General features: G+C 64.5%; 11 protein-coding genes. All 11 read left to right on the forward strand.

Translation table 11 applies throughout. The annotated features are described in order from the left end of the window. Window positions 1-199: 199 nt before the first annotated feature. The 11 genes from LU493_RS04390 (at window position 200) to LU493_RS04440 (ending at window position 14,399) form a co-directional block, all read left to right on the forward strand. Window positions 200-1,138, forward strand: a complete 939-nt coding sequence (locus LU493_RS04390; protein WP_275286574.1) for a sugar ABC transporter substrate-binding protein — start codon at window positions 200-202, stop codon at window positions 1,136-1,138. Between the two features lie 52 nt (window positions 1,139-1,190). Beyond that, entirely contained in the window at window positions 1,191-2,315 is a 1,125-nt protein-coding gene (locus LU493_RS04395; RefSeq protein ID WP_275286575.1) for an ABC transporter permease, read from the forward strand. 1 nt (window position 2,316) lies between these two features. Continuing rightward, window positions 2,317-3,174 carry an ATP-binding cassette domain-containing protein gene (locus LU493_RS04400; RefSeq protein WP_275286576.1) on the forward strand — a complete coding sequence of 286 codons (858 nt, stop codon included), beginning with the start codon at window positions 2,317-2,319 and terminating at the stop codon, window positions 3,172-3,174. Further along, window positions 3,125-3,979 (forward strand): TIM barrel protein, encoded by an 855-nt coding sequence (locus LU493_RS04405; protein WP_275286577.1) that lies wholly within the window; start codon window positions 3,125-3,127, stop codon window positions 3,977-3,979. The genes LU493_RS04400 and LU493_RS04405 overlap by 50 nt, the downstream gene beginning before the upstream one ends. 64 nt (window positions 3,980-4,043) lie before the next feature. Further along, the gene (locus tag LU493_RS04410) at window positions 4,044-5,996 is read left to right on the forward strand and encodes a bifunctional 5-dehydro-2-deoxygluconokinase/5-dehydro-2-deoxyphosphogluconate aldolase (RefSeq protein WP_275286578.1); all 1,953 of its coding nucleotides are present in this window, start codon (window positions 4,044-4,046) and stop codon (window positions 5,994-5,996) included. Beyond that, window positions 5,993-7,840: a 3D-(3,5/4)-trihydroxycyclohexane-1,2-dione acylhydrolase (decyclizing) gene (gene iolD, locus LU493_RS04415; protein ID WP_275286579.1), complete on the forward strand. Its 1,848-nt coding sequence runs from the start codon at window positions 5,993-5,995 to the stop codon at window positions 7,838-7,840. Before LU493_RS04410 ends, iolD begins: the two co-directional genes overlap by 4 nt. 88 nt (window positions 7,841-7,928) lie before the next feature. After that, window positions 7,929-8,831, forward strand: coding sequence for a myo-inosose-2 dehydratase (gene iolE, locus LU493_RS04420; RefSeq protein ID WP_275286580.1), 903 nt, complete (start codon window positions 7,929-7,931; stop codon window positions 8,829-8,831). A gap of 58 nt (window positions 8,832-8,889) precedes the next feature. Then, entirely contained in the window at window positions 8,890-10,392 is a 1,503-nt protein-coding gene (locus tag LU493_RS04425) for a CoA-acylating methylmalonate-semialdehyde dehydrogenase (RefSeq protein ID WP_275286581.1), read from the forward strand. Window positions 10,393-10,570: 178 nt separating this feature from the next. Further along, a complete protein-coding gene (locus LU493_RS04430; RefSeq protein ID WP_275286582.1) occupies window positions 10,571-10,957 on the forward strand; it encodes a tautomerase family protein in 387 nt (128 codons plus the stop codon). Window positions 10,958-11,014: 57 nt separating this feature from the next. After that, window positions 11,015-12,154: a Gfo/Idh/MocA family protein gene (locus LU493_RS04435; protein ID WP_275286583.1), complete on the forward strand. Its 1,140-nt coding sequence runs from the start codon at window positions 11,015-11,017 to the stop codon at window positions 12,152-12,154. Window positions 12,155-12,701: 547 nt separating this feature from the next. Next, window positions 12,702-14,399 carry a purine-cytosine permease family protein gene (locus tag LU493_RS04440; protein WP_275286584.1) on the forward strand — a complete coding sequence of 566 codons (1,698 nt, stop codon included), beginning with the start codon at window positions 12,702-12,704 and terminating at the stop codon, window positions 14,397-14,399.

Genomic DNA, 14,399 nt, shown 5'->3' on the forward strand with positions numbered 1-14,399 from the left:
TCCTCGCCGTCGCCGTGGTGGCGTTGACTTGCGGTGCGTTCGTCTGGAGGCAGTCTAGGCGAAATGAAATGGATGTTCCATTCATACCAAAGTATAGAACAAAATATTTGGAAAAACTCTATGGTGGAATCTATATTCCATAACGTCATCGCGCTGACGTATCTCCCACACAACGATAATCGAGAGAGGAAGTTCATCCATGGCACGTCTATCTCATTGGTTGCTGGCTTCGACCACTGCTGCGGCACTCATGGCCGGCACCGCTCAGGCACAAGAACCGAATCGCTTCGTCATGGTGACCCATGGCGTTCCCTCCGATCCCTTCTGGTCCGTGGTCAAGAACGGCGCCGAGGCCGCGGCCGACACCGTAGGAGCGGAGCTGGAGTATCGTGCGCCCTCTTCCTTCGACATGGCCAAGATGCAGCAACTGGTCGAAGCGGCGGTGGCCTCGGACCCGGATGGGTTGATCGTCTCCTTTACTGATGAAGATGCGTTGGGAGGGATTGTCCAGGAAGCTACCAACAATGGCATTCCGGTGCTCACCATCAACTCCGGTGGCGATGTCGCGCACAAGTACGGGACTCGCCTGCATATCGGCCAGAGCGAGTACGAGGCAGGTAAGCAGGCCGCCGAGCGCATGCAGGAAATGGGCGTCGAGAAGGGGGTCTGCGTCAATCATGAACAGGGCAACCAGGGGCTCGACCAGCGCTGCGACGGCTTCCTCGAGGGGTTCGACGGCAACGCCGAGCAGCTGGCGACGACCTATGACCCGACGTCGATCCGCAATGCCATCGTCGCCTACCTCAACGAGAACAGCGACGTGCGCGGCATCCTGACGCTGGGCGCCCTGGCCGCCGAACCCATGCTTCAGGCCATGCGCGAACAGGGTGCCACCGACATGTTCACGCTCGGTACCTTCGATCTGTCGCCCGGGATCCTCGAGGCCCTCGAGGCCGAAGATCTGAATTTCGCCATCGACCAGCAACAGTACCTGCAGGGTTACCTGCCGGTGATGTTCCTCGACCAGTATGCCGAGAACGGTTTGCTCCCTGCGGGCGATGTGCCGACCGGCCCCGGTTTCGTGACGCCGGAAAACGCTGCACAGGTCATTGAGCTGAGCGAGCAGGGCATCCGCTGAACACCACCATGTATGCAGGGGCCCGTCCGTCGGGCCCCGGGAGTCGACCGTCATGAAGTCCAATCCATCCCCCCAAGCCGACGCGGTGGAACCGCAGGATGAGCGTATCCAGAAGGTGTCGTTCTGGAAGAAGGCCTTGAGCCGTCCCGAGTTCGGCGCCCTGGCCGGTACTGTCCTGGTGCTCGCCTTCTTCATCGTCGCGTCCAGTGGCACCGGCATGTTCACCCCGGCGGGCATTCTCAACTTCCTCGAGGTGGCGGCACAGCTGGGCATCATCGCCACCGCCGCCTCCCTGTTGATGATCGGTGGTGAATTCGACCTCTCCATCGGCTCGATGATCGGCCTGGCGGGGATCCTGATCGCCATTCCCGCCGTGGAGTACGGCTGGCCCCTGTGGGCGGCCATCCTGTTGGCCTTCTGCTGTGCAGCGCTCGTCGGCTGGATCAACGGCAACCTGGTCAACAGGACGGGCCTGCCATCGTTCATCGTGACCCTGGGCTTTCTGTTCATCCTGCGTGGCCTGGCGATCGGCGTGAGCCGACTGCTGACCGGGCGTACCCAGGTCGGCGGCGTCCATGACCATATCCCGGGTGACTGGTTCGCCACCCTGTTCTCGGGCGAGGTGGCCACGGGGCTCTTCGCCTGGATGGCCTCCCAGGGCTGGATCGCGACCAACTTCGCCGGCAATCCGGTGGTCACCGGCATTCCGGTATCTATCGTCTGGTGGCTGGCGCTTACGGCCCTGGCGACCTGGGTACTGCTCTGTACCCCTTACGGCAACTGGATCTTCGCCAGCGGCGGGGACGCCAATGCCGCGCGCAACTCTGGCGTGCCGGTCCACCGCGTCAAGATCTCGCTGTTCATGTTCACCGCCTTCTCCGCGACCATCTTCGCTTGCCTCCAGGTGATGGATACCGGTTCGGCGGACACCATTCGCGGCCTGCTCAAGGAGCTGGAGGCGATCATCGCGGTGGTCATCGGTGGTGCCCTGCTCACGGGGGGATATGGTTCGGCCATCGGTGCGGCGCTTGGTGCGCTGATCTTCGGCCTGGTGCAGATGGGCATTTTCTATACCGGCGTCAATACCGACTGGTTCCAGGTCTTCCTCGGCGCGATGCTGTTGGTGGCCGTGCTCTTCAACAATTTCATGCGCAAGAAGGCGATGGAGGCCAAGTGAGATGAGCGAACGTATGCCAATGATCGAGATGCGCAACGTCAGCAAGCACTTCGGCAGTGTCATCGCCCTGAGTGACATCTCGATGGAAGTGTATTCCGGCGAGGTCATGTGCCTGCTGGGTGACAACGGCGCCGGCAAGTCGACCCTGATCAAGACCCTCTCGGGGGTGCACCAGCCGACCCATGGGGAGCTGTTGCTGGGGGGGGAGGCGACGCGCTTCAAGTCGCCGGCCTATGCCCTGGATGCCGGCATCGCCACCGTCTTCCAGGACCTGGCGATGATCCCGTTGATGTCGATCACCCGTAACTTCTTCATGGGACGCGAGCCTACCGTGGGTTGGGGGCCAATGAAGCGCATCGACTGGAAGTATGCCGACAGGATCGCCAAGCAGGAGATGGCCAAGATCGGTATCGATGTGCGCGATCCCAGCCAGCCTGTCGGGACCCTTTCCGGTGGTGAGCGTCAATGTGTGGCCATCGCCCGGGCGGTCTACTTCGGCGCCAAGGTGCTGATCCTCGACGAGCCGACCTCGGCGCTGGGGGTCAAGCAGGCCTCGGTGGTGCTGCGCTATATCGCCAAGGCGCGGGCCGATGGCCTGGCGGTGATCTTCATCACCCACAACGTCCATCACGCCTTCCCGGTAGCCGATGCCTTCACCCTGCTGGCCCGCGGGGGCAGTCTGGGCACCTTCCGCAAGGAGGAGACCACTCGCGAAGAGGTGCTCAACATGATGGCCGGCGGCGCCGAGCTGGAGAGCCTGGACGCCGAGCTGGCCGAGTTTCAACGCAGCGACAGTGAGCGGAAAGCCGATGCCGATGGAAGCGAGGCATCCGGTACCCGCCTCGCTGCCGGCCAGTGAGATAGGCGCGACGGCCATGATGGTACCGGCACCCTTCACCCTGGCGGCCTGCGCCGAGATGCTGTTTCGCGGCCTGCCGATCACCGAAAGAGTCAAGCGGATCGATGCCCTGGGCTTCCAGGTGGAAATCTGGGACTGGAGTCGCCACGACCTCAAGGCGCTGGCAGCCACCGGGGCAACGTTTTCCTCCATGACCGGCTATCTCGAGGGCACTCTGTCGGACAGGGGCGGCGCCGAGCGGCTGGTGGAGACGGCTCGGGCGTCGGTTGCCGTGGCCAAGGAACTGGGTATCCCGAGGCTCAACCTGCACGGCACCGGGCTGGATGGCCAGGGGCTGCCGATCAAGCCGGGGGCCGAAATGACCGGGCCGATGTGGATAAGAGCGGCGGATACGCTGAATCGCCTGGCCGATCTCGGCGAGCAGCATGGCGTGACCTTCGTGCTGGAGAACCTCAACACTGCGGTCGACCATCCCGGCGTGCCCTTCGCCCGTGCCGAAGACGTGCTGGCCCTGGTGGCGAGCGTCGATCGCCCGGAGGTGCGCATCATGCTCGACCTCTATCACGCCCAGATCGGCGAGGGAAACCTGATCGACCTGGTGCGCCGCTGCGCCCCCTATATCGGCGAAGTTCAGGTCGCCGATGTTCCGGGCCGCTGTGAACCCGGTAGCGGTGAAATCCACTATCCGGCCATTGCCCGTGCACTGAACGAGATCGGCTATCGGGGCACCGTCGGCCTGGAAGGCTGGGCCTCCGGTGACGATGAACTGGCCCTGAAACGTTTCCGGGATGCGTTCACCCTTTAATTCTTTGACTGGATCAGCGTCCTGGCGCCCAGACGCCATGTGACAAGCGACGCGGAGAAACGCTATGCAAGAGATGAAACCCGATAACCGATCACTGGATCTGATCTGCCTTGGCCGCGTCGCCGTCGACCTCTATTCGGAGCAGATCGGCAGTCGTCTGGAAGATGTCTCGAGCTTCGCCAAGTACCTCGGCGGCAGTTCCGGCAACATGGCCTATGGCACCGCCCGCCTGGGCCTCGAGTCGGCCATGCTGTCGCGGGTCGGCAACGAGCAGATGGGCAACTTCGTGCGCGAGGAACTCGAGCGCGCGGGCGTCGATACCAGTGCCCTGCAGACCGACCCCGAGCGGCATACCGGTCTGGTGTTGCTGGCGCTCAAGGATCGCGACTCCTTTCCGCTGCTCTTCTATCGTCGTGACTGTGCCGACATGGCCATCGACGCCGAGGCCATCGATCCGGCCTTCATCGCCCGCGCGAGAGCGCTGGCGATCACCGGTACCCATCTTTCCACCGAGACGACCGGGCGGGCCTGCCGCAAGGCGCTCGACGCCGCCGCCGAGCACGGTGTCAAGCGAGTACTGGACATCGACTACCGGCCGGTATTGTGGGGCCTGACCACGCCGGGCGACGGGGAAACCCGTTTTGTCGCCGACGACAAGGTGACCGAGGATCTCCAGGCCTGGCTCGGCGACTTCGACCTGATCGTCGGTACCGAGGAGGAATTCCATATCGCTGGCGGCAGCACCGATACCCTCGAATCGCTGCGCGCGGTGCGCAACGTCAGCGATGCCACCCTGGTCTGCAAGCTCGGCGCCCTGGGCTGCGTGGTCTTCGAGGACGAGATTCCCGATCGCATCGAAGACGGCATCCTGGTGGAAGGCGTCAAGGTCGAGGTGCTCAACGTGCTGGGCGCCGGCGATGCCTTCATGAGCGGCCTCTTGAGGGGGTGGTTACGCGGGGAAGACTGGGAGACCAGCGCCGGCTATGCCAACGCCTGCGGTGCTCTGGTGGTCTCGCGTCACGGCTGCGCTCCGGCGATGCCTACCGAGGAAGAGCTGTTCGATTACCTGGGCCGCCGCGCCGAGGTGCCTCGACCCGATCAGGATGAACGCCTCAACCATCTTCATCGAGTGACCACCCGCACTGTCAGGGATTGGCCTCAGGTCTGCGGCCTGGCCTTCGACCATCGCCGTCAGCTCACCGACATGGCCCGCGACGTCAAGGCCGATCCGGCTCGTATCCCGGCGCTCAAGCGGCTGCTCGTCCAGGCCGCCGAAGAGGGCGCGCGACGCACCGGGCTCGAGAGGCCGGCGATCCTGGTCGATGACGTCTTCGGTCAGGATGCGCTGAACGATGCCACCGGCAAGGGCTGGTGGATCGGCCGTCCGGTGGAACTGCCGAGCTCCCGGCCGCTGCACTTCCAGCATGGCGATGACCTGGGCAGTCGCCTGCGGCATTGGCCGCGGGAGCATGTCATCAAGTGCCTGCTGTTCTATCACCCGGATGACCCGATAGCGCTGCGCCTGGAACAGGAGGCGCGGTTGCGTCAGCTCTATCAGGCGGCCTGCGCCAATGCCCTGGAATTGCTGATCGAGGTGATTCCGCCCGATACCTCGGAGGTGGACGACCAGACCCTGGCGCGCTCCCTGCGACGCCTGTATCACCTGGGGATCCGTCCCGACTGGTGGAAGCTGCCGTCCATGTCGGACGCCGCCTGGGGGGCGGTCAGTCAGGCCATCGACGACAATGACCCACACTGCCGTGGTGTGGTGCTGCTGGGCCTGGATGCCCCGATGGACGACATGAAGCGCGGCTTCGCGGCCGCCGCCCGTAACGACTGGTGCAAGGGCTTCACCGTGGGCCGCACCCTGTTTGCCGGGCCCAGCCGTGAATGGCTGGCCGGGACCATCGACGACGCTCGGCTGATCGACAAGGTCGCCGGCAATTACGCCGAATTGATCGAGGAGTGGCGACGCCTGCACAGCGTCCCGGTCACGAGGGGAGGGAGTCTGACATGAGCACCATTCGACTCACCATGGCGCAGGCCCTGGTCAAGTATCTGGCGGCTCAGCGTATCGAGTGCGAAGGCCGTGAGGTGGCGCTATTCGAGGGCGTGTTCGGCATCTTCGGCCACGGCAACGTGGCCGGCCTGGGCGAGGCGCTCTATCACGCCCGGGAGGATCTCCCTACTTACCGCGCCCACAACGAACAGACCATGGCGCATGCCGCCATTGCCTTCGCCAAGGCGCAGGGACGGCGTCGGCTGATGGCCGCCACCAGTTCCGTCGGGCCCGGCGCCACCAACATGGTGACCGCCGCCGGGCTGGCGCATGCTAATCGGTTGCCGATCCTGCTGCTGCCGGGGGATACGTTCGCGACGCGTGATCCTGATCCGGTACTGCAGCAGGTGGAGCATTTCGGCGATCCGACCATCACGGTCAATGACTGTTTCCGGCCGGTGTCGCGCTACTTCGATCGCATCACCCGGCCGGAACAACTGTTGACCAGCCTGCCCCAGGCCATCGCGACCCTGCTCGACCCGGAACACTGCGGCCCGGCGACCCTGGCGCTGCCTCAGGACGTCCAGACCTTCGCTCACGATTATCCCGAGAACTTCTTTGCGCCCCGGGTACATCGGATCCGTCGTCCTCAGCCGGACCCCAGCGAGCTGGAAACGGCCATCGCTGCCCTGGCGCGCGCCGAGCGTCCCCTGGTCATCGCCGGTGGCGGGGTGCACTACGCCGGGGCCTGCGAGCGACTCGGCGAGTTCGCCCGCACGCACAGCGTGCCGGTGGCCGAGACGCAAGCCGGCAAGGGCGCTCTGCCCGATGTTCACCCCTGCTCGGTAGGGGCCATCGGCGTCACCGGTAGCGAGGCCGCCAATCAACTTGCCGAGCAGGCCGACGTCATCCTGGCCGTGGGGACCCGTCTGCAGGATTTCACCACCGGCTCGCGAGCGCTTTTCGAGCGGGACGGTCTGACCCTGGTGGCCCTGAACGTGGGGCGTTTCGACAGCCAGAAGCACCGTGCCCTGCCGGTGATCGGCGATGCCCTCGACGGGCTGGTGGCGCTGGATAACGGCCTGGCCGACTGGCGACCCTCCGCCGCCTGGCGGGAGCAGGCCTGTCGTCTCAAGCATGAATGGGGCGAGGTGGTGGCGCGTGTCACGGCCGATGAGGGGCGTGCGTTGCCCACCGATGCCCAGGTGATCGGCGCCGTGAACCGGCAGACCGGCGAGAACGATACCGTTGTCTGCGCTGCCGGCGGCCTGCCGGGGGAACTGCACAAGGTGTGGCGGTGTGCCGGTCCCGGCAGCTATCACGTGGAATACGGCTACTCCTGCATGGGCTACGAGATTGCCGGGGGCCTTGGGGTCAAGATGGCTCGCCCCGAGCGCGAGGTATTCGTGATGGTCGGCGATGGCTCTTACCTGATGCACAACTCGGAGCTCGCCACCTCGGTGATGCTGGGCCGGAAGCTTGTCGTGGTGGTACTCGACAATCGCGGTTACGGGTGTATCAACCGTCTGCAGCGAGGCACCGGGGGGGCCGGTTTCAATAACCTGCTCGACGACTGCCTGACCGTCGAGGGTGGCGCTCCCCGGACCGATTTCGCCGCCCATGCCCGTGCCCTGGGCTGCGAGGCCGAGAAGGTGCACGGCATTCAGGCACTGGAAGAGGCGCTGGTGCGTGCGCGTCAGGCCGATACCACCTACGTCATTGCCCTGGACACCGACCCCCTGCCCAGTACCGACGAGGGGGGTGCCTGGTGGGACGTGGCGGTGCCCGAGGTGTCGTCGCGCGAGCAGGTCAACGCGGCCTATGCGGGCTACCGCGAGGCCAAGCGACGTCAGCACCGTTGATCGCCGATTGCCTAATGGTTCGCCGACCTTCCCGTTTACCCGAACAAGAGGGGCGGGCCTGGAGGCCCCCCGAAGATGGAGTATGCCAATGAGTACCGTTCGACTGGGCATCAACCCCCTGACCTGGACCAACGACGACCTGCCGAGCCTGGGGAGTGACACACCGCTCGAGGCGTGCCTCTCGGAAGGACGCGTGGCCGGCTTCAGTGGCTTCGAGATGGGCCACAAGTTCCCGCGGACCCCGGACGCCCTGTCGGGGGTCCTGGGCGAGTACGATCTGTCTCTGGTCTCCGGCTGGTATTCCAGTCGACTGCTGGAGCGTAGCCCGGAGGAAGAGATCGAGGCGGTCAAGGAACACCTCGAACTGCTCAAGGCCTGCGGCGCCAAGGTGATGGTGTTCTGCGAGGTTTCCCAGTGTATCCACGGCGATCAGGGCACCCCGCTGTCCCGTCGGCCGCACCTCAGCGATGACGAGTGGCAGCGCCTCACCGAGGGGCTGAATGTGGTCGGTGATTACCTGGCGGACCAGGGCGTGCACCTGGCCTACCATCATCATCTGGGCACGGTGGTGGAAAGCCAGGCCGACGTGGAGCGGCTGATGGATAGCACCCGCGACTCGGTAGGCCTGCTGCTCGACTTCGGTCATCTGGTCGGGGCTGACGGCAATCCACTGGCTATCGCCAAACGCTATGCCTCGCGGATCCGGCACGTGCACTGCAAGGACATGCGCTGCCTGGTGCTCGATACGGTGCGCAATCGCGACAAGAGCTTCCTGGACGGTGTGCTCGACGGCATGTTCACCGTGCCCGGCGACGGCGATATCGATTTCCTGACCACCCTCGAGTATCTCCGCGAGACCGGCTATCGGGGCTGGCTGGTGGTGGAGGCCGAGCAGGACCCACAGATTGCCCACCCGCTGACCTATGCCCGACTGGGCTACCGCAACCTGCGCTCCCTGGCCGAAGGGGCCGGCTTCACCATCGAGAAATGAGCGTGCGGGTGCGCACCGCGCACCTCACGGCCTATCGTATCCGTCAGAAGGTAACGTCATGCATCAGATCCACCACTATCTCAATGGCCGCCACGTCGACGGTCGCAGCGAACGCTTCGCGCCGGTCTACAACCCTGCCTCCGGCGAGCAGAGCGCCCGGGTCGCCCTGGCCTCCGCCGACGAGACCCGCGAGGCGATCGCCTCCAGCGAGGCAGCCTTCGCCACCTGGTCGAAGCTCTCGCCGCTCAAGCGCTCGCGCATCCTGTTCCGCTTCAAGGCGCTGGTCGAGGCGCACGCCGACGAGCTGGCTCGACTGATCGCCAGCGAGCACGGCAAGGTGTTCTCCGATGCCAAGGGCGAAGTGACCCGCGGCCTGGAAGTGGTGGAGTTCGCCTGCGGCATCCCGCACCTGCAGAAGGGCGAGCACTCCATGAACGTCGGCACCGGCGTCGACAGTTACTCGATGATGCAGCCGCTGGGCGTGTGCGCCGGCATTTCGCCGTTCAACTTCCCGGCCATGGTGCCGATGTGGATGTTCCCCATCGCGCTTGCCTGCGGCAACACCTTCGTCATGAAGCCCTCCGAGAAGGACCCCTCCACGCCGATGCGCCTGGCCGAACTGCTCACCCAGGCCGGCCTGCCCGATGGCGTCTTCAACGTGGTCAACGGCGACAAGGCGTCGGTGGATGTACTGCTCACCGACGAGCGCGTCCAGGCGGTGAGCTTCGTCGGCTCCACGCCGATCGCCGAATACATCTATGCCACCGCCTCGGCCCACGGCAAGCGTGTCCAGGCGCTGGGCGGCGCCAAGAACCACATGGTGGTGATGCCCGACGCCGACCTCGACCAGGCGGTGAGTGCGCTGATGGGTGCGGCCTATGGCTCTGCCGGCGAGCGCTGCATGGCGATCTCCGTGGCCGTGCCGGTGGGCGAGGAGACCGCCGAGCGGCTGCGTGCCAAGATCGTCGAGCAGCTCGAGCAACTGCGCGTCGGCCCGGGCCTCGTCGAGGGGCCGGACAACGACATGGGCCCGCTGGTGACCCGCGAGCACCTGGAGAAGGTCAAGGGCTATATCCAGACCGGCGTGGACGAGGGCGCCGAACTGGTGGTCGACGGCCGCGAGGCGGTCATCGAGGGCGCCGGCGACGGCTACTTCATCGGCGGCACCCTGTTCGATCGTGTCACGCCGGACATGCGCATCCATGCCGAGGAGATCTTCGGCCCGGTGCTGGCCATCGACCGGGCGGCGAGCTTCGACGAGGCCGTGTCGATGATCAACGACCACGAGTACGGCAACGGCACTGCCATCTTCACCCGCGACGGCGATGCCGCCCGTCAGTACTGCGAGCAGATCCAGGTGGGCATGGTCGGCGTCAACGTGCCGATTCCGGTACCCATGGCCTTCCACAGCTTCGGCGGCTGGAAGCGCTCGTTGTTCGGCCCGCTGCACATGCACGGCCCCGACGGTGTGCGCTTCTACACCCGCATGAAGACCATCACCCAGCGCTGGCCGAGCGGCATCCGCGAGGAGACCAATCATTTCACCATGCCGACCCTCTAAGGGATAAAGCGACAGCGCTCGACATCTCGGGTGCCGGCAGTATTCGGAGTCCTCATGTACTCCCTTGTACACTCCGGCTCCTGCGTTCCGGCGGCACCCGACCTGTCTTTGCTCGTGACGCGTTGCCAAGCGCCTCTGCGCAATAGCAAGGCGCTTTTTTTTGACAGGAGAGCACGCCATGCCCCTCGTGACCATCCGCCTGCCGGACCATCGCCCCCTTCCCTGGCGCAGGAAGGTCGCCGACCTGGTCAACGCTGCGGTGATCGAGACCCTCGACTTCCCCGCGGACGATCGCTACCAGCTTCTCCAGCCGCTGCCGGCCGAGGATATGGAGCTGCAACAGCGCAACGGCGACGCGGTGATTCTGCAACTGACCATGCGCGCCGGTCGCTCGGCGGAGGCCAAGCGGGCTTTCTACCGGCGCATCGCCGACGATCTGTGGCAACAGGCCGGCATTCAGCCTGCCAACGTGATGATCGTGATCACCGAGAATCATGACGCCGACTGGTCGTTCGGCGATGGCGAGGCGCAGTTCCTGGCGTCAGCCGATATCCCCGAGGACTGACGCCTCAAGTCGGCACGCGGGGCCCGTCTTTCCATCATCAGTACAAGGGTTAACACCATGCGTCATGACTTGCGAATCGGTCTGATCGGCACCGGTTTCATGGGCAAGGCCCACGCCATCGCGCTGAAGGCGGCGCCTACCGTCTTTTCCCTGCCAGCCTTCCCGGTCTGCGAACTGCTCGCCGACGTCGATGACGAACGGGCGGCCCGCAAGGCGCGGGAGCTGGGCTTCACTCGATCCACCGGCAACTGGAGGGCCCTGGTTCAGGATCCGGACGTGGATGTGGTCGATATCTGTGCCCCGAACTTTCTGCACAAGGAGATGGCCCTGGCCGCCATCACCGCCGGCAAGCATGTCTACACCGAGAAGCCGCTGGCCCTCTCCGCCGCCGATGCCCAGGCGATGGTCGAGGCCGCCGAGGCGGTCAATGTCAAGACCCTGGTGGGCTTCAACTATATCCGCAATTCGACGACCCAGCTGGCCCGGGAAATCGTTCAGGGTGGCGAGATCGGCAAGCTGGTGCACTTCCGGGGCTGCCACAACGAGGATTACCTGGCCGATCCGGCCAAGCCCCAGGACTGGCACACCCGGCGAGCCACCGCCGGAGCCGGCGCCCTGGGCGACCTGGGCTCGCATATTCTCAACATGGCGGAGTATCTCACTGGTCAGCGCATCGCCGAAGTGTGCGGCCAACTGCAGACGGTGGTGCCCCAGCGAGCGTTGCCCGATAGCATCGGCGGTTCGAGCGAGGTGGAGAATGACGATCAGGCTCAGGCGTTGTTGCGCTTCGATGGCGGCTTGATCGGCAACATCGAAACCTCGCGGGTCGCGACCGGTCGCAAGATGGGGTTGGGCTATACCCTCGTCGGCACCAAGGGGACCATCGTCTTCGACCAGGAGCGGATGAACGAGCTGCAGCTTTACAAGAGCGAAGGGCCCGAAGGGCGCCGGGGGTTTCGCACCTTGCTGGCCGGCCCCGAGCACCCGGACTATGCGGCCTTCAGCCCTGCCCCCGGTCACGGTCTGGGCTACAACGACCAGAAGGTCATCGAGATTCGCGACCTGGTGGCGGGCATCGTGGAGAACAGAGTCCTCTACCCGGATTTTCGGGAAGCGTCACGGGTCAACCGCATGATCGAGGCCATCGAGCACTCGCATCTCGAGGGCAAGTGGGTCGCGGTTCCGGCTAGCCCGTGAGATAGCACACCGGGGCTTCGACGCATGACGTCCCGGCATCTTCCATCAGCTCGACCGTGTCGATGATCAACGACCACGAGTACGGCAACGGCACCGCCACCTTTACCCGCGACGGCGATGCCGCCCGCCTCGCGTTATACCGTCCCGCCGGGCCTTGTGCCCGGCGCTTTTCATTTGTTCATCGCATTTTGTCGAGAGCCACTGTGTCGGCTTGTCGTTCGGTGATGGCGACGCGTCGCTATCGGAGCAAGCCGATATTCAAGGGGGCTTTTCAAGGCAGAGCGCGGGGCATGTCGGGTGTCGAGAACTTCTTGGGGCGATAGGGGCGCCGAGCCAGCCGGTGGTGAGTCCACGGCGCATTATTCATGTGCTGGACCGGTACTTCGGATGGTTCGCCACGCGTCCCGCACCCAGGGATATAGACCAAAGTATAAAATGCATTTTTCAAATGTTTGTTCTATAAAAAACTCCGTTTGGAATGGATGTTCCAAATTGTGCCACCTGTAGTCACTCGGTGGACCCCTTTCATGACAAAGGAGCGACTCACATGAGTACGCAAGTCAATAACAAGATATCCCAGACCGAAACGAGCGATGCCGAAGAGCTCGAACGGCAGCGCATCCCTCCCAGCCAGCAGCTCAGCGGCAAATACTTCCTGGGTGCTTACGCCGGCGAGCACGTGGCCGGTACCGAGTTCGTCATCGGGGCCTCCCTGGTGGCGCTGGGCGTCGGGACCGGCGATCTGCTGTGGGGCCTGCTGATCGGCAACCTGCTGGCGGTGCTGTCCTGGGCCTGGATCTGCAGTCCGGTAGCCACGCGCTCTCGCATGACCATCTACTGGTACCTGGAGCGGCTGGCCGGCAAGCGGTTATCGCTGGTCTATAACGTGCTCAACGGTTTGATCTTCGCTGTGGTCTCCGGTGCCATGATCACCGTCTCGGCCTCGGCTTTCCGTGTGGTCACCGATATCCCGCCGCAGACCGCCTGGTATCCCCAGAGCCTCAGCTTCGTGGCCCTGGTGCTGCTCGTCGGCGCCATCACGGTGTGGATGACCATCAAGGGATTCAAGCTGATCGCCAACTTCTCCACTGTCTGTGCGCCGTGGATGGCCATCATGTTCCTGGCCAGCGGTGTGCTCTCCGTGCCGGTGCTGATGCATCTGGGGGAGCTGGATGGTGTCTTTACGCTGGCAGGCGTGGTCGACACCTTCGTCTGGGATGGAACCACACCCGACGGAAGCCCCGGCATCTCCATGTGGGTGATCGCCGCCTGGGCCTGGGGCTGCAACCTGCCGATGCATATGGGGATGAGCGACATGAGCATCCTGCGCTTTGCGCGCAAGTCGTCCTATGGCTACTTCTCCGCTGCCGGCATGTACATCGGCCATTACATGGCCTGGGTCTGCGCCGGCCTGATGGGCGCCACCGCGGCGTTGCTGACCAAGTCCCAACTGCTCGACATGGACCCCGGTGGCGTGGCCTTCCGTATCCTCGGTGCCATGGGGCTGGTTGCTGTGGTGGTGGCTGGCTGGACGACCTCGATCCCCAGTCTCTACCGCGCCGGACTGGCCTTTCAGTCGGTATTCACCCGGTACTCCCGTGTACAGGTGACCTTGGCCACCGGTGCGGCGACCACTCTGATCGCCTGTTTCCCCTTCGTGTTCACCCAATGGCTGAGCGTAATGTCCTACTTTTTCATTCTGATTGCCCCGGTGGGTGCCATCATTGCCGCCGAGCACTTCATGCTGCCGCGTCTGGGGATGCGCCCGTTCTGGCGTGAGCGTCGGGCGTTGACCGACAATACGCCCGCCTTCCTGGCCTGGGGCATCGGCATCGCCGTCGGTGTCATTCTGCTGGCTGAGGGTTCGCTGCATCTCTTCACGCTGTTCATTCCCGGGTGGCTGGCGAGCTTCATCGCCTACCCCTTGCTGTGCAAGGCTGCCGGTGTCGAACGCGAGGTGGGCATCGATCACTACGAAGCGGCCTATGGCCCCGTGCAGCCGGCCGAGAATCCCGGCACGACGCAGACCGAGCATGTGCCGGTCAATATTCGGAGTCCCTGGTATGTCGCCGCCGTGGCTTGCCTGCTTATCATCCTGGGCACCGCTGGCTGGGCCTGGACCCGCGGTGACGAGGCCATCGTCCACCTGGATACCTTCCAGATCCTGATCGTGGTACCCACGGTGGTTTATTTCATCTCCGCGACCTTGTGGATGCGCAATCGGCGCAAGCTGCAGACCGTCTGA

It is taken from the genome of Halomonas elongata, assembly GCF_029081005.1.
Taxonomy (GTDB): Bacteria; Pseudomonadota; Gammaproteobacteria; order Pseudomonadales; family Halomonadaceae; genus Halomonas; species Halomonas elongata_B.